Origin of the sequence: Saccharomonospora marina XMU15 (assembly GCF_000244955.1) — a bacterium.
Taxonomy (GTDB): Bacteria; Actinomycetota; Actinomycetes; order Mycobacteriales; family Pseudonocardiaceae; genus Saccharomonospora_A; species Saccharomonospora_A marina.
The window spans coordinates 2090433-2107001 of the sequence record NZ_CM001439.1 but is presented as its reverse complement, the minus strand read 5'-3'; the positions used below and the strand labels follow the sequence as shown (position 1 = coordinate 2107001).

The following is a 16569-nucleotide window of genomic DNA, read 5'->3' as shown; positions in this document are numbered from 1 at the left end:
CCTGCCGCCTCCTTACAGTTTCGCGACCCGGGGGTCCCAGCGTTTCCTGGCCTTCTCCCCGAGCAGATTGAACGAGAAAACGGTGAGCAACAGCGCGATGCCCGGGACGAGCACGACGTGCGGGTGTTCGGCGAAGGTGTCACCCTCGCCCTCGGCGATCATGTTTCCCCACGACGGGTCCGGCTGCTGGATTCCCAGACCGAGGAAGCTCAGCGACGCCTCCGCCACGATCAGCACCGAGACCATCACCATGCCGTAGGAGGCCAGCGGCAGGATCACGTTGGGCAGCAGTTCGCGCGTCATCACTCTCAGCCGCGAAGCTCCCATGGATTTCGCCGCCAGCACGAAGTCGCGCTGCGCGAACGCCAGCGTGCTGGCCCTTGCCATCCTGATCATGCTGGGAAGTGCCAGCAGCGACAGCGCGATCGCGATGTTGCGCAGGTTCGGCCGCAGCACCGTCGCCAGCGCGATCAGCAGGATGAGCGGCGGCACAGCCAGCAACGAGTTGGTCAGCACACCGATCACCGAGTCGGTGAGCTTGCGGAAGTAGCCCGCGACGATGCCGATCGAGCCGCCCACCACCATGCCGATCAGCACCGCCCCCACCGAGACGACCAGCGACGCCCGCGCGCCGTGGATGACCCTGGCCAGCAGGTCCAGCCCGAAGTTGTTGGTGCCGAGCGGGTGTTCGGAGAACAGGTCCGGCCGGGCCAGCGCGGGTGAGTCGATGGTGTTCGCGATGTCGGCATGCTCGCCCAGCGGCAGCAGCGGCGCGAACACCGCGGCGAGCACGAGCGTCACCAACCAGCCGCCGCACAACCATGCGGCCACGTCGAACGAGGCGACACGGCCTGCCCTGCCGCGTGGTTTCGAGCTGGCGACGTCAGACATGGGCCCGCCTGATCCGTGGGTCGAGGTAGTTGTAGGAGAGGTCGATCAGCGCGTTGGTCACCACGTAGATCAGCGCGATCACCAGCACCGCCCCCTGCACCATCGTGAAGTCACCCTGGTTGGCCGCGTTGATGACGAGCGAACCCATCCCGGGAAGGGCGAACAGGTACTCCACGATCACCGTGCTGCCGATCAGCCTGCCCAGGCTGATGCCCAGCACCGTGATCAACGAGAACGACGACGGCCGCAGCGCGTCGGAGAACATGATGTGCACCGGCGACATGCCCTTGGCCTTCGCCGAGAGGATGTAGTCCTCGCGCAGCGTCGTGATCAGGTCGTTGCGCAGGATGCGGGTGAACATCGCCGCCTCCACCAGCGCGATCGTCAGCGCGGGCAGGAACGCGTGGTAGAGGTTGTCCGCCACGCTCTCGCTCAGCCGCACCCACTCGGTTCGGGGGAACCAGCCCAGTCGCACGGAGAACACCATGATCACCAGCAGTCCGGCGAGGAAGCTTGGCACCGAAAGCACCCCGAAGGTTCCCGCGCTGATCAGCCGGTCCACCCGGCCGCCCGCGTGGTAGGCCGACCACATGGCCAGCGGTACCGAAACCAGCAGTGCCATGGCCAGGCCCAGCACCGCCAGTTCGATGCTGACGGGAAGCGCGGCACCGATGCGCTCGGCGACGTCGCTGTAGGGCGGCACCACGGAGGCGCCGAGGTCACCGCGAACCGCGGCGGACAGCCAGTCCAGGTAGCGCACCGGCAGCGGGTCGTTGAGCCCCAGTTCCTCGCGTACCTGGGCGTACTCCTGCTCGCTGTGTCCCTCACCGAGCACGGTCACCGCGGGGTCGGTCGGTGTCAGCGACAGCAGAGCGAGGGTGCCTGCGCTGACGATCAGCAGCACGATCACCAGTTCACCGAGCCGCTTCAACGCGGCGTTCGCCATCGCGGGCTCCTTCCGTCTTCCACCGGCTTCGGACCGTGAGCCGGTGCGCCCGCCACGGAAGCGGGCGCACCGGCGTCCCGTCCGTCAGGAGCCACCGCCCTCGATCCAGGCCTTGTCGAGCAGCACCATGCTGTTGGTGGTGTCGACGACGCCGTGGATGTTCTCGGCCCAGACGAGGAACTCCGGCGTGGGACCGTAGACCAGCGCGGGCACGTCCTCGTTCCACTGCTGCTGGATCTTGGCCATGACGGCTCGCTGCTGCTCAAGAGTCTCGGCGCCTCGGAACTCGTCCAGCAGCGCGTCCATCTCCTTGCCGGTGGGCATGCCCGCCGACAGGTTGCCCTTGCTGTGCAGCGTCGCGAACATCCGGCCGTAGGGGCCCGCCTCACGCCAACTGATGCCCCAGCCGGCCACGTCGTAGTCCTGCTTGACCGCCACCTTCGAGATCTGGTCGGCCACCGTCCGGGTGAGGTCGAGTTCGACCTCGAACCCGACGGCTTCCAGTGAGGACTTGAACGCCAGTGCCGTCGCCCTCGAAGCGGGGTCCTGCGCGTCGGTGTAGCTGACCTTGCCGTCGAAGCCGTCGGCCTTCGCCTCGCTCAGCAGCCGCTTGGCCTGCTCCGGGTCGTACGGCAGCGGCTCGGTATCGGTGTGCCACTGCGAGAACTCCGGGAAGATGGCGTTGCTCGCCACGCCCGCGCCCTGGAACGCGCGCTGCCGGATCAGCTCGGGGTTGATCGCGTGATGCATCGCCTGCCGGACCCTGGGGTCGGCGCCTGGACGGCCTTCAGCGGCGTTGATCATCGCGACGTTGCCGAGCGAGACCATGTTGAGGAAGCCGGGCAGCTTGTCGGCGAGCGCCTTGTCGACCAGGTCGGGATCACGCAGGAAGACCGAGTTGACGCCACCGGAGCCGAACGACTCCATCGACGCGTGCGGGTCGTTGAGGTACACCACCCGGATTCGGTCCAGGTTCGGCCTGCCGTCCCAGTAGCCGTCGTTGGCCTTGAGCACCAGCTCTTCCTGCGGGGCGTGGCGTTCGAAGGTGAACGGGCCCGCGCCCACGGGCTTGAACTTCCCGCCAGCGTCGGCCGACTTGGCGACGATCATGCCGGGGCCGCTGGTGAGCATGTGGTCGAAGGTCGGCCACTTGTCCGCCAGTTCGAACACCACGGTGCGCTCGTCAGGTGTGCCGATCTTGGTGACGCTGGCCTGCCACAGCTTGGCCTCCGTCGCACCCTTTTCGACGTAGCGCTCGATGCTCCACTTCACCGCCGCCGCGTTCAGCGGACTGCCGTCGCTGAACTTCACGCCGTCGCGCAGTGTCAGCGTCCAGGTGGTGAAGTCGTCGTTGGCGCTGATGGACTCGGCAAGCCGCGGCACCACCTTGTTCGCTTCGCTGTCCCAACGCAGCAGGACATCGTAGACGGCGGCCATCTCGACGCCGCCCGTTGAGCCGGCGACGATGGTTTCGGCGGGATCGAGCAGCCTTGGCTCGGAGAACCCCGCCATCGTGAAGGTTCCGCCCCGTACCGGGTTTCCTCCCGAGTCGGTACCGATCATCCCGACCTGGTAGGTGCTGTCGGATCCGGCCTCGCCCGTACCGGACCCGGCCGCGTCCTCACCGGCCGACGAGCAGCTCACGGTCAGCGCCGCGACGCTCAGCAGTCCCACGATCGACCACAGTCGTCTCGTTCTGCGCACCTTCATTTGTTCCTCCTGTGCGGCACCGCTGCCGCGCCGGGATGTGTTGGGTTGGAGGTGACCGCATCGCCGCCGGAGGCGACCTGCCGGACCTCACCGCATCTTAGTACTACTTTCGATACTATTTCTATTAGAACTAGTTTGGAAGGAGCAACGCTATCCGCTAGTAACCGGCTGCACCACCGGCTGCCGGCCGGTAGCGCAGCATCGTGACGTCCTCGCCGGAAAGTTCGGTGAAAACCGGTTCCACCCGCATTCCGATCCAGATTTCCGCTGGGTCCACATCGACCAGTTCGGTGCTGAACCTCGGTCCCTCGTCCCACTGCACGACGGCCAGCGACTGCGGAACCGCGTCGCGCCATGGTGGTGCGGTAGGTCGGTGGGTGACCGTGTAGGTGTAGAGCGTGCCGAGCCCGCTGATCTCCCGCCATTCCAGGTCGTCGGCGAGTGTGCGCGGCGCCAGCAGTCTCGGGTAGAACACGTACTCCGCCAACGAGGGCGAGTACTGGATTCGAATTCTGTGGCGGCGCAACGACTCCCAGAACGGCGCCGAGACTGCCGTCGGTTCGGGGACCGGGCGCGGTACCGGTTCGGTCATCGACTCACTCCCCTCGTAGCACGAGCGCCACCTGCTCGCTCATGATCCCGCCGGTTCCGGTGACAAACGCCGTGTCCGCGCCAGGCACCTGCGCCTCACCGGCCCGTCCCATCAGCTGCCGCACCGCGTCGCAGACGTGGTGCATCCCGCCCGCCATTCCGGCCTGCCCGAACGAAAGCTGGCCGCCCGCGGTGTTCAGCGGGAAGTCGCCGCGAAAGGTCAGGTCGTGCTCCGCGATCCAGCGCATCCCGGTTCCCTTCTCGCAGAAACCCGCGTCCTCCAGGCTCATCAGCACCGTGATCGTGTAGCAGTCGTAGATCGAAGCCACGTCGATCTCGGCACGGTCGACACCGGCCATCTCGAAGGCCCGCCGCGCCGACGCCGCGATCGGGCTGCGCACCATGTCCTGGGCGTAGGTCGGTGTCTTGAACGAGACCTGCTCACCGAACCCTTTGATCCACACCGGACGGTTTCGGCCGGAACGCGCCACGTCGGCATTGGCCACCAGCACGGCTGCCCCGCCCTGCACCGGCAGCACGATCTCCAGCAGGTGAAGCGGTTCGGCGATTACCGGACTGTCCAGCACGTCGGCGATCGTCAACGGCTTTCCGTGGAAGACCGCGCCCGGATGCGCGCACGCGTTGGCGCGCTGGTCCACCGCGATCTTCGCGGTGGCGCGCGGGTCGTATCCGAACTCCGCGGCGTAGCGTTGCGCGATCTGGGCGTAGGGCGCGTTCTGGCCGAGGTTGCCGTAGGGGATCTCGAACTCGGCCTGCGGTGAGCCGTACTCCCCGCTGGAGGCCCCGAGGTAGCCCGGCTCGGGCGGCGGGTTTCGGGTAGATGCCGGAGGGCGGGAGCCGGGCACCACAGCCAACACGGCTTCGCACAGGCCCAGTTCGACGGCGGCGGCGGCGCGCCACACCATCCCGGCCGAGGTGGCTCCTCCCAGATCCACCACCTCGCCGAAGCCGAGCGGGATTCCCAGGTACTCCGACAGGGTGGCGGGCACGAACAGCTTGGACTCGGCCAGACCGTGCGCCACGAGACCACCGACGCGACCGGGGTCGATACCGGCGTCGGCGAGCACGGCCGCCGACAACGTCGCCCACTGCTCCAGCGTGGACATCGCAGGGCCGTCCTGCCGCCGTCGCGCGGGAAGTTCGTGGAAGCCGACGATCGCCGCGGTGCCTCGCAGTCCCATACTCACGCCCTCCGCCGGTCCGGGTCGCTGCGCCGGGGAAGGCAGACCGTGGCCGTACCGGGCAGCAGCACGTCGTCGCCGCGCTCGGCCTTGATCTCCACGTCCACAAGGCCCTGCTCGCCCTCGACCCTGGTCGCGGTTACCACACCGCCGAACAGCAGACGCTCGCCCGGATGAGCTGACATGCGGTTGCGGACGGAGAACGTGACCAGCCTTCCTGCTCCGCCGATCCAGTCGGTCACCGCTTTCGCGAGCAGCGCCGCCTGCAGCGGTCCCTGCACCAGCGTGTCCGGATAGCCCTCCACGTCACGTGCCCAGCTGCGGTCGTAGTGAATCCGGTGGCCGTTGTAGGTGGCGGCGCTGAAGAAGAACATCCGCACCGGATCGACGGTCACCGAAAGCGCAGGGATGCGCTGACCGGGTCGCACGTCCTCGAAGTAGACCTGCTCGAACAATATCGGCTCCATTCCGGCTACGGCCGCGCGATCATCGACGTGGTGGACTCGGCGACCAGTTGCCGCGACTGGTTGACGTAGCTGGTGTTCCAGGTGACGAGTACGAACCGCCCGGACCTGCCGTGCTTCTCGGTCACCTCGGCCAGCACGCGAACGCTGGTGAGCACGTCGCCGTGGTAGGCGGGCCGGGCGAACGTGGTGCTCTCCCCACCCGCCATCCGCCTCGGACACGAAGGAAAGACCAGGTCTCCCGTTGCCGCCCCGGATGAGCCGTCCTCCCGCAGTTCCTCCAGCCTGGTCACGCCCAGCACGGCGTACTGCAGGTACAGCGGAGGGCAGACGACGTCGCGGTAGCCGTGTGCCCGCGCGTGGTCCGGGTCGAAGTACAACGGGTTGCGCTCGCCCACCGCGGCCGCCCAGCGCTGCCAGTCCCGGCGCAGGACCTCCCCGCAAGCCGTGGCCACCACGCTGCCGACGCGCTGCGCCACCGCATCGGGTATCAGTGACTGCTGCGACATCCGTTCCCCTCACACCAGTTGCCGGTCTGTCACCAGACCTCGCCGTACCAGGTCGTCGTACTGCTCGTCGGAGTAGCCGAGCACGGTCTTGTAGACGTACTCGTTGTCCTCGCCGAACCCGGGAAGCGGCCTGCCGTAGGCGAGTTCGAAGCTGTCGGCGCGCCAGGGCTGCCCCGGGTAGCGGTGCGTGCCGACAGCCGGATGCGATCGCTGCCGGAACCAGCCGCGCGCCCGCAGGTGCTCGTCGGCCAGCACCCTGGTCTCGGTCAGCACCTCACCCACCGGAACCCGTGCCGCGCGCAGGATGGTCACCACCTCGGCCGCGGTGCGTTCGCGCACCCACGCACCGATGCGATCCCGTAGCCTTCGGGAGTCGCGTTGCCGTAGCCGGATATCCAGGCCGCGCTCGCCGGTCAGGCCGATCGCCGAGCACAGCGCCTCCCAGTCGGTGTCGTCGCGCACCGAAACGGCCACCCACGTGTCGGGCTCGGCGGTGCGGTAGACGTCTTGCAGCATGCGGGCATCGGTATTGCCCAGCACCGCGGGATCGCGCTGGTTGAACTGGTGATCCAGCACGTACTCGCCCACCTCGGCGAGGACGTTCTCCGCCTGGGCGAACTCGATCAGGCCACCCTCGCCCGTGCGCGCGCGATCCCACAACGCCGCGAGCACGGCGAAGGCCAGACCCGAGGGAGCCGCCTCGTCCATGTGGTAGTTCTCGCCCGCCGTGTCCGGCTCGCACCCCTCGTAGCCGTCCATCGCGGCGATACCGACGAGCGCGTTGAAGTTGGGACCGTATCCGAGGTACCGGCTCATCGGCCCGGTCATGCCCAGCGGTGGCATTCGCGCGACGATCAACCGAGGATTCAGTTTCGCCAGCCGCTCGTGGCCGATGCCGAGTTTCTCCAGCACGCCGTTGCTGTTGTTCTCCACCAACACGTCGCTGACGCGCAGCAGGTCGAGCGCTGCCTTTCGGCCTTGCGGGGTGTCGAGATTGCAGCACGCGGACAACTTGTTGCGTGCGTGCCAGTTGAACACCGCGGAACGGTCGTAGGGCCGGTCTCCTGGGTCGCGGTCGGGGTAGGTCCCGCCGTGGTACCCGGTCGCCGCGATCGACTCCTTGGTGACACCTGCCGATACCTGCCTGCCGCGCCGGTTGTTGCCCTCGAGCCTGATCACTTCCGCACCGAGGTCACCGAGCAGGGCGGTGGCGCCGGGGCCGGACCACACCACGGTGAGGTCGACGACGCGGATGCCGTGCAGCGCAGGCACCGGCCTCGCCGTCGCGGGCGGCCGTGACGCGCTCGCCCTGCCCGCTCCCGCGACTTCGGCACGGATATCCGCACCGTGCTGGTCGAGGGTGGGGGCGGCGCGCCGCAGCCGGTAGCCGTTTCGCATCCGCCACGGCGCGGCCGGGTACTGCAGGCTACCGGCCACCGGATGCTCGGCCCTGGCGAACGCACCGCGGTCGCGGAAGTGTCCGCAGGCCAGCACCTCCGACACCTTCAGATAGGCGGTGACGGGTATACGGGCGGCCTCGGCGGCCTCCATCGCTTCGGTCTTGGTGCGCTCGGCGAACCACTGCCGCACGCGTGCCAGGAATCGCTCCCTGTCCTCACCCGCCAGCGTCTGCCTGTCGAGGTAGCTGTCGCGAAAGGACTCGTCGTCGGCGCCGATCAGCGACACCAATCGGTTCCAGAACTCGGAGTTGGTGACGTAAACCATGACGTAGCCGTCGAGTGCGCGGAACGGGCCGGTGAACGTGGCACCGTGCCGGTGGGGGCTTCGCATCCCTCGGGGCGCGACCATGCCGGAGTAGGCGGCGGCGAGCAGGTACGAGGCTCGGCGGTCGGCGCCGGAGAGCAGCACCTCGTGCCCGGAGACGTCGATCACCGCCGAGGTCGCGTTGCGGCGCGCGTGTGTCAGCCCGGCCAGCGTGGCCTGGCCCGCCGCGCGGCCGATGGTGTAGTGCTCCAACTGTCCGGGTTTGCGCAGCGGGGCCGCGTCGGCCTGGCCGGTGGCGTTCATCGGGCCACCCATCGCCTGCAGCACGATTCCGGTCGCCTCGTGGTCGCGGTAGGGACCGGTCTGTCCGAACGCGCTGATCCGCGTCAGCACCAGGCGCGGGTTGCGCTCCAGCAACACCTCCGGGCCCAGTCCCAGCCGCTCGAGATGACCGGGACGGAACGACTCCACCACGGCATCGGCGGTCTCCACCAGCTTCAGCAGCACCTCGCGGTCGGCCTCGTCGGTCAGGTCGAGCGCGATCGAGCGCTTGTTGGTGTTCAGGTGCAGAAACAGCGCGCTGCGTTCGGGATCCGGCTGGTCACCGGGGAACGGTCCGTAGGCGCGGGTGAGACTGCCCCGGCCCGGCTTCTCGACCTTGACGACGTCGGCGCCGAAGTCGGCGAACAGTTTGGTGGCGTACTCGCCCGCCACCCAACGGGAGAGGTCGATCACCCGGAGGTCGTCAAGCACCTGCCTTTCCGGCAGCGCGGCGCAAGATCGCTGATCATCGTGCTCGGCCAAGGCCCAACTCCTTTCCCAGCCAACCCGCCGCGACGTCGGCGGTGCCGTTGCGGACCTCGCTGACCTTGGCTCGCTCCGACCACAGGTGCAGGTCGGTTTCGCGGACGTAGCCCATGCCGCCGTGCAACTGGTGCGCGGTCAACGTCGCCTGCTTGTACGCCTCGCTCGCGTGCATCGCCGCGATGGCCACGTAGCGGGCCACCGGCTCGCCCTTACCGAGCCACCACACGGCCCGTTGCGCGGTCAGCGTCGCGGCCTCCACCGCGATATGCATGTCGGCCACCAGGTGCTGCGCTGCCTGGAACGCGCCGATCGGTCTGCCGAACTGCTCCCTTGCCGCGATGTAGTCCACTGTGCGCTCCAGCACCGCCCGCGCGCCGCCGGTCATCTCCATGCATTGCAGCGCGACGGCCACGTTGGCCACCCACGACAGATCCGCGCGCGTGAGTCCGCGACCGGCCACACCGGTGAGCGCCTCGTCGTCGGGTACGTAGCTCTCCTCGAGCAGCACCCGAGCCTGCCGGTCGCGCGCCATCGTCGTGAGTGGCCGCGCCTGCAGGCCGGCGTGGTGTGGGTCGAGTAGCAGGCCGATCAGCCTGCTCGGCTCGCCGTCCGCGACAGCGCGTGCGGTCGTCAGTACCACGTCGGAACAGTCCGCGTTCGACACGTACGGCAGGGTTCCGCTCACCGACCAACCCCCGGCCACCGGCCGCGCGGTCAGCGTCGGCATCAGGTCCGAGGCGTCGGAGGGGTTCCACGCGGCGACGGTGGCCTTGAGCGAGCCCTGGGTGAGTGCGCTCAGGTAACGCCGCCGCTGCTCGGTGTCCGCGAGCCGGCCGAGGGCGACGGCGAACAGCAGTGTGTCGTACACCGGTGTGGGGCACAGTGCCCTGCCCGCCTCGGAGAAGACCAGCCCGAGTTCGTACAGGCCGCCACCGCCGCCGCCGTAGTCGGCGTCGACGGCGATTCCGAGAATGCCGGTGTCGGCCAGTGCCGACCACAGTGCGGGCGGCACGTCCTCGCGGCCGGGTTGCTTCAGCTGCCTCGCCAGGCTCGGCGGGCAGTGCTCGTCCAGCAGCTGACGCAGCATCGCCCGCAGGTCACGGTGTTCGTCGGTGGCGACGAGTCGCATCGTCACTCACCTGCCGTACCGGGGTAGACCGTGGCCGCGCTGCGCGACGACGTCGCGCAGTACCTCGTTGGTGCCGCCGCCGAACCGCAGCAGCGGTGCCGACCGGTAGAGCCGTTCGAACCGGCCTTCCAGCGGCGCGTGCTCGCTGCGGTAGGCCAGCACACCGTCCATTCCCAACATCTGGGTGGCCACGTCGGCGATGCGCTGTCGCAGCTCGCTTGTGAAGATCTTCTCCGTGCTCACCTCGACCGTCGGGATCACACCCTCGGCAAGCAGCGAGCTCGCCCGCCAGCCCATCAGGGTGGCCGCCTCCACGTCGGCGTCCAGTTGCGCGATCTTGCGGCAGACGTCGGGATCGTCGGCAGGCCTCGCACCGTCGTACCTCGGTCGCATCGCCAGCTCCAGCAGGTCGTCGACAGCGCGACGGAGGTCGCCCGCGTTGGTCAGCGCTGCCCGTTCCAGGTCGAGCGCGCCGGTGATGTACTGCCAGCCCCTGTCCACCTCGCCGATCAGGTTGGTCGCGGGCACGCGGACGTTGTCGAAGAAGGTTTCGTTGGTGCGGTAGTCGCTCCAGGTGTGGATCGGCCGGACCCGTACGCCGGTGGCCTGCATCGGGACCATGATCACCGAGATCCCCTTGTGCTTCGGGGCGCTGGGGTTGGTCCGTACGCACAGCCACTCGTGGGTGGCGCGCTGGGCGAGGCTGTTCCAGATCTTGGAGCCGTTGATGACCCATTCGTCTCCGTCGCGCACGGCGGTGGTGCGAAGGCTCGCCAGGTCCGTGCCCGCGTCGGGCTCGGAGTAGCCGACGGCGCAGATCAGTTCGCCCCTGGCGATGGCGGGCAGGAACTCGCGCTTGTTCAGCTCCGTGCCGTGCCGCATGATCATCGGTGCGACCGAGGTGACGGTGAGGTCGGGTCCCGGTGCTCCCCAGTACTCGAACTCGCTCATCAGCAAGTGCTGGTGGACCGGGCCGAGGCCGAGGCCGCCGTAGCGGACCGGCCAGTTGAGCCCGAACCAGCCCTTGGCGCCCACCTTGGCGCGAAACGCGGCGACCTCGCCGCCCGGTAGGTCCTGGCCGTGCTCGGCCAACTCCGCGCGCAGCGCCGCGGTGACATTGTGCCGCAGGAACGCCCGCACCTGCGCCAGCCACGCTCGCTGCTGCGCATCCAGCTCGAAATCCATCCTGTCCCGTCCACGCCGATGTGAGGTTCAGTTAGATGTCTGCCTATTAGTAATAGTTCGCCAAGTACAACCTAACGCTTGCTTGGTGTCAAGCGTGCTCGTCTCACCGGCCGATCTCCGCCGGTGGTTGGTCGGCTCAGCGCAGGTAGCCGGTGTGGTTCACCGGCTCGGCGGGTGCGGACAGCCGCGTGCTCGAGACCGTCAGCGCGGCAAGCAGGGCGTTGCGCAACTCGCGCGGGTCGATCACCTCGTCGTAGCTGACCGAACCCGCCAGTTTCCACGGACCCTGCGACTCGTTGTCCAGCAGTGCCTTGCGGGTCTCCTCGTCGGCCTTCGCCGTGCTGCCACCCACCGCGGCCGGAATGCCGCCGAGCGTCACGCCGGGGAAGGCCAGCGACACCGTCTGCCCGTCGAAGGCGTTCATGCCCATCACCGAGGAGCCGAAGCCGAACGCCTTGCGGATGGTGACGTGCAGCTTGGGCACCTGGCTTCGATGCTGTGCCGCGAACATCCGTGCCCCTGCCCGCAGGATGCCCGCCCGCTCCGACGCGCTGCCGGACAGCACCCCCGGATTGTCGGCCAGCAGCACCAGCGGGAGGTGAAACGCACCGGTGACCTCGATGAATCGCGCTGCCTTCTCCGCTGCGGCGACATCGATCGCTCCTGCCAGTACCAGCGGCTGGTTGGCCACCACGGCCACCGGCTGCCCGCCGAGCCGGGCAAGCGCGGTGATCAGCGAGCGACCGTGCTGGGGTTGCAGTTCCAGCAACGAGCCCGCATCGACCAGCCGGTCCAGCACCCGCGCCATGTCGTAGGGTCTTCGCGAGTTCGGCGGAATGAGGTCGAGCAGGTCCTCCAGCCCGCGAGGTCCGGTGTCGACGGCATCGGTGCCGCTCGCCCTCGGCGGGCGCTGCCACGCGCTGCCGGGGAAGTAGGACAGGTACCGGCGCGCCAGCGTCACTGCGGTGGGGTGGTCCTCGGTGACGTTGTGCGCGACTCCGCTGGCCACCGCGTGTACGCGCGGTCCGCCGAGGTCGGCCTTGCCGATCTGCTCGCCGAGTGAAGCGGCCACCAGCGGTGGTCCCGCGGTGAACAGCGCGGCCTGCTGCCCCGCCATGACGACGAAATCCGAAAGCGGTGCGGCCAGCGCGCTGTGCCCCGCGGAGGGCCCTGTGACGATGGCGACCGTGGGCACCAGACCGGCCAACTCCGCCAGCGCCTGCAGGTCGTTGGGCGCGGGCCGGTGCGCGGTCAGCGAGTTGGTCGGACGGTGTCCGGCGCCCTCCAGCATGAGCACCAGCGGAACCCGTTCCTGCTTGGCCAGCAACGCGAGCCTGGTCCGCTTCGACGCCGCGGCGACACCGATGGAGCCGCCCGCGACCGTGAAGTCCTCGGCACCCACCAGCACAGGCCGGCCGCCGACAAGGCCGGAGCCTGCGACGAAGGCGTCGGCGGGAACGCCCGAGTCGCCCGCGAGCGTGCCCAGTTCCGCGAACGTCGCCGGGTCGAGCAGCGCGTCGATGCGGGCCCTGGCGTCGAGCCTGCCACGGGTTCGGTAGCGACCGAGTTTGTCCTCACCGCCCATCGCACGGGCATCCCGACGCCGCTGCCGCAGGGACTGCAGCAGCGGTGCCCACTCGTCGCGGTTACCCGGCATCCGCGGCCCGGCGTTCAACGCTGTCGCGCACGCGGTGGCGCTCCACCTTGCCGGTGGCGTTGCGAGGCAGCGGCCGGGTGGTCAGCAGCCATCGCGTCGGCACCTTGTACCGTGCCAGCCGCTGCGCCACGAAAGCCGACAACTCGTCCTGCCGCACCGCGTCGGGTCCGGCAGGTACCACCACAGCAGCGACCTCCTCGCCGAGGTCGTTGTGCGGCAGACCGAGCACCACGCTCTCGGCGACGCGGGGGTGTTCGGCGAGCACGTTCTCGATCTCCACCGGGTAGACGTTCTCACCGCCACGCAGGATGAGGTCCGCGCGCCTGCTGCTGATGCGAAGGTGGCCGTCGGCCAGCATGCCGAGATCGCCGGTGCGCAGCCAGCCGTCCGGATCGATCGCGGCAGCGGTGGCCTCCTGGTTGTTCCAGTAGCCGAGCATCACCTGCGCACCCCGAACGCAGATCTCGCCCTCCACGCCGTCTGGTACCCGGTTGCCCTCGGCGTCGCGGATCTCGACGTCCACATTGACCACCGGCGTACCCACCGAGTCCGGACAGCGCGCCAGGTCGGCGGAGGTGGCCAGCGTCGCCGCCGTGGACGTCTCGGTGAGTCCGTAGGTGGTGCCCAGCGACGGCGCGGCGTGTGGCAACAGCTCGCGCACCCTGTCCATCAGCGCGGGCGAGGACGGCGCGGAGTTCAGCGACAGCGCGGTGAGGCTGGACAGATCGTAGCCGGACAGATCGCCGTGCTCGAGCAGCCGGTTCGCCATGGTGGGCACCGCACCCCAGTTGGTGACGCGCTCCCGCTCGATCAGCCGCAGCACCCGCTCCGCCTCGAACCGTCCGGTGTAGATCACCGCGGTTTCCGCGGTGGCCAGCCGGGGAACCGCGAGATTGTGCAGCGCCGCGATGTGGAACAGCGGTGTGGCGAGCAGGTAGCGTCGCCGTGTCGGTGGCCTGCCGAGCGCCTCGGCGAGCGCGTCGTTGAACAGGTGGTAGTCGCAGGCGGCAAGCACGTTGCGATGGGAGTGCACCGCGCCCTTCGGGCGGCCGGTCGTGCCCGAGGTGTACAGGATCACCGCGGGGTCGTCCTCGGCGATGTCGCTGTCGGGCAGTTCGGCTCCGGGAGTCTGTGACGCCAGCGCCGGGATGTCGGTCTCCATCGACAGCACCGTGGTGCCGGTGTCGCCGAGCAGTTCCCGCCGCCTGCCGTCGGTGACGATCAGCGACGGCGCGCTGTCGGCGAGCCCGTATTCGACCTCGCGCGCCGACCACAACGAGTTCATGCCGACGGTGATCGCGCCGAGGCTGGTGGCCGCCCAGAACGTCATGATCCATTCCGCGTTGTTCGCGGACAGGATGGCGACCCGGTCTCCCTTGCCGATGTGGTAACGCTCGCGCAGCGCCTGTGCCAGCGAGGCCACGCGGGCGTGGTGCTCGGCGAAGGTCCACCGGTTTTCCTCGCAGACCAGGTATTCCGTGTCGCCGTGCCGCCTCGCGGTCAGCAACAGCTCGCGCAGCGATCGCAGCCGATTGCGAAAGACCCGCATCCGCCTGCCGAGCACGTCCTCCTCGACGACCTCGAAACGACCGCCAGGGGCGGTCAGCATCGTGACCGCGGCCTCGCGAGCCTTCGCCGGGTCAGCAGCGTTGCCGTTCATGGACTCCTCACCGCACCGTCAACTGTCCACCGTCGACGTTCCACGCCTGCCCACTCACCCATGCCCCCTGGTCGCTGGCCAGGAAAACCGCGGTCATGGCCACGTCGGTCGGGGTGCCCGCGCGGCCAAGCGGGATGTTGCGTGCCACGTACTCCTGCCACGCCTGCGGCGTGACGTCGTCCAACCTGCCCGTGCGCGTGACACCGGGGCAGATGGCGTTGACGCGGATGTCCGCCGCGCCCAGTTCCTTCGCCATCGACGAGGTCAGCGCCTGCACCGCGGCCTTGGACGCCGCGTAGGCCGCCGTGTTGGCGCCCATCGACTTACCGCCGATCGAGGAGATGTTGATGATGCTGCCGCCTTCGCCCTGTGCCACGAGCATCCGGGCGAAGCGGCGGCTGAGAAGGAACGTGCCGCGCAGGTTGACGGCGATCACCTGGTCCCACACCTGCACCGGGAGGTCCACGACAGGTACCCGGTCCGGCCCCCGTGCCGCCGCGGCGTTGTTGACCACGACGTCCACCCGGCCGTACTCGGCGTGCACCGACTCCGCGAGCGAGTCCACCGCGTCGGGATCGGCGACGTCGAGCACCACCGGGGTGGCCCGCCTCCCGAGCGCGCGCACCTCATCGGCGACGGAGTCGATGTCGCGCCAGCCCGCCGCCCGCTCGTCGTCGGGATAGCGTTCGGGCGACCGACCGGTGCCGGTGAGGACGACATCGCAGCCCGCACGGGCCAGTTCCACCGCGATCGCCCTGCCGATGGAGCGCATCCTGCCCGCCCCGGTGACCACGGCGACCTTTCCTTCGAGTCCGGTCAGTTCCACACTCATGCCCGCCTCACATCGAGCAGCCCGCGTGGCGGTTCGGCACGCGCGCGCTCACATCCGCTCGATGATGGCGCCGGTGGCCAGCGCACCGCCCGCGCAGATGGCGACCAGGGCCGTCTGCTTGTCCCTGCGCTCCAACTCGTCCAGGGCGGTGGCGATCAACCGGATGCCGGTGGCACCGACGGGGTGGCCGACGGCGATCGCTCCGCCGTTCACGTTGAGCAGATCCGGGTCGAGGTCGTGCACCTGGCGCATCGACATCGGCACCGAGGCGAACGCCTCGTTGACCTCGACCAGATCGATGTCGCCGATCTTCATCCCGGTGCGGTCCAGCACGCGTTGCGCGGCACGGACCGGCCCGTCGAGGTGGTAGTAGGGCTCCGCGCCGACGAGGCACTGCGCCAGGATGCGCCCGCGCGGGCGAAGGCCGAGTTCCTTGGCCTTCTCGGCGTCGGTCACCATCGCCACGCTCGCTCCGTCGGAGACCTGCGAGGACGTCCCCGCGGTGTGCAGGCCGTCGGGCAGTACCGGCTTGAGCCCGGCGAGCGCTTCCATGCTGGTGTCGCGCAACCCCTGGTCACGGGTGACTCGGACGGGGTCACCGCCGTCGGGTGAGGGGGCCGTGACCGCAATGATCTGCCGGTCGAACCTGCCCTCGTCCCAGGCCTGCCTGGCCAGCCGCTGTGAGCGCGCCCCGAAGGCGTCGAGGTCCTCGCGACTGAATCCGCGCCGCGCGGCGATCCGGTCGGCGGCCCCGAACTGGTTGGGCATGTCGATGTCCCAGGAGTCCGGCTTCGGCATTCCCGCCTCGCCGCCCACGTTGGCGCCGAGCGGGACCCTGGACATCATCTCAACGCCGCAGGCCATCCCGACGTCGATCGCGTCGGTCGCGATCAGGCCTGCGACCAGGTGCACGGCGTGCTGGGCTGAGCCACACTGCGAATCGATGGTGACGGCACCGGTCTCCTCCGGGAGTCCGGCGTGCAGCCACGCGGTGCGTGTGACGTTGTTCGCCTGCTCCCCCGCCTGCGTGACGCAGCCGCCGATGAGCTGTTCCACGGCGGCGGGATCGACGTCCAGTCGCTCGAGCAGGCCGCGCTGCGCCATGCCGAGCAGTTCGGCGGGGTGCAGGCCGCAAAGCCAACCGCCTCGCTTTCCGAACGGCGTGCGAGCGGCGTCGACAATGACCGGGGTTCCCATGGCGTACTCCTGCGCTCAACGCCGGCCGGGTTCGTGCGGCCGGACACCTGCGGATCGGGCGGCC

The 16569-nt window shown here is 69.2% G+C and carries 14 protein-coding genes; all 14 read right to left on the bottom strand.

Features of this window, described 5'->3' with window-relative positions:
• Positions 1-12: 12 nt before the first annotated feature.
• Positions 13-891, bottom strand: coding sequence for an ABC transporter permease (locus tag SACMADRAFT_RS09995; RefSeq protein ID WP_009153689.1), 879 nt, complete (start codon positions 889-891; stop codon positions 13-15).
• Positions 884-1837, bottom strand: a complete 954-nt coding sequence (locus tag SACMADRAFT_RS09990; protein WP_009153688.1) for an ABC transporter permease — start codon at positions 1835-1837, stop codon at positions 884-886. Before SACMADRAFT_RS09990 ends, SACMADRAFT_RS09995 begins: the two co-directional genes overlap by 8 nt.
• An 84-nt stretch (positions 1838-1921) precedes the next feature.
• Positions 1922-3547: an ABC transporter substrate-binding protein gene (locus SACMADRAFT_RS09985; RefSeq protein WP_009153687.1), complete on the bottom strand. Its 1626-nt coding sequence runs from the start codon at positions 3545-3547 to the stop codon at positions 1922-1924.
• Positions 3548-3704: 157 nt separating this feature from the next.
• Positions 3705-4139 carry a Zn-ribbon domain-containing OB-fold protein gene (locus SACMADRAFT_RS09980; protein WP_009153686.1) on the bottom strand — a complete coding sequence of 145 codons (435 nt, stop codon included), beginning with the start codon at positions 4137-4139 and terminating at the stop codon, positions 3705-3707.
• A 4-nt stretch (positions 4140-4143) separates the two neighbouring features.
• Complete coding sequence (locus tag SACMADRAFT_RS09975; RefSeq protein WP_009153685.1) at positions 4144-5340, bottom strand: thiolase family protein; 1197 nt, start codon at positions 5338-5340, stop codon at positions 4144-4146.
• Positions 5341-5342: 2 nt separating this feature from the next.
• The gene (locus tag SACMADRAFT_RS09970) at positions 5343-5807 is read right to left on the bottom strand and encodes a hotdog family protein (protein WP_009153684.1); all 465 of its coding nucleotides are present in this window, start codon (positions 5805-5807) and stop codon (positions 5343-5345) included.
• A 5-nt stretch (positions 5808-5812) separates the two neighbouring features.
• On the bottom strand, positions 5813-6313 hold the full coding sequence (locus tag SACMADRAFT_RS09965) for an FAS1-like dehydratase domain-containing protein (protein ID WP_009153683.1): 501 nt from the start codon (positions 6311-6313) through the stop codon (positions 5813-5815).
• A gap of 9 nt (positions 6314-6322) precedes the next feature.
• Positions 6323-8842, bottom strand: a complete 2520-nt coding sequence (locus SACMADRAFT_RS09960; RefSeq protein ID WP_009153682.1) for a CaiB/BaiF CoA transferase family protein — start codon at positions 8840-8842, stop codon at positions 6323-6325.
• Positions 8826-9974 (bottom strand): acyl-CoA dehydrogenase family protein, encoded by a 1149-nt coding sequence (locus tag SACMADRAFT_RS09955; RefSeq protein ID WP_009153681.1) that lies wholly within the window; start codon positions 9972-9974, stop codon positions 8826-8828. The genes SACMADRAFT_RS09960 and SACMADRAFT_RS09955 overlap by 17 nt, the downstream gene beginning before the upstream one ends.
• Before the next feature lie 6 nt (positions 9975-9980).
• On the bottom strand, positions 9981-11159 hold the full coding sequence (locus SACMADRAFT_RS09950; RefSeq protein WP_009153680.1) for an acyl-CoA dehydrogenase family protein: 1179 nt from the start codon (positions 11157-11159) through the stop codon (positions 9981-9983).
• Positions 11160-11295: 136 nt separating this feature from the next.
• The gene (locus tag SACMADRAFT_RS09945; protein WP_198285950.1) at positions 11296-12834 is read right to left on the bottom strand and encodes an acyl-CoA carboxylase subunit beta; all 1539 of its coding nucleotides are present in this window, start codon (positions 12832-12834) and stop codon (positions 11296-11298) included.
• Positions 12806-14476, bottom strand: a complete 1671-nt coding sequence (locus tag SACMADRAFT_RS09940) for a class I adenylate-forming enzyme family protein (protein WP_009153678.1) — start codon at positions 14474-14476, stop codon at positions 12806-12808. Before SACMADRAFT_RS09940 ends, SACMADRAFT_RS09945 begins: the two co-directional genes overlap by 29 nt.
• A gap of 7 nt (positions 14477-14483) precedes the next feature.
• The gene (locus tag SACMADRAFT_RS09935; RefSeq protein WP_009153677.1) at positions 14484-15308 is read right to left on the bottom strand and encodes an SDR family NAD(P)-dependent oxidoreductase; all 825 of its coding nucleotides are present in this window, start codon (positions 15306-15308) and stop codon (positions 14484-14486) included.
• Between the two features lie 48 nt (positions 15309-15356).
• A complete protein-coding gene (locus SACMADRAFT_RS09930) occupies positions 15357-16505 on the bottom strand; it encodes a steroid 3-ketoacyl-CoA thiolase (protein ID WP_009153676.1) in 1149 nt (382 codons plus the stop codon).
• Positions 16506-16569 lie beyond the last annotated feature (64 nt).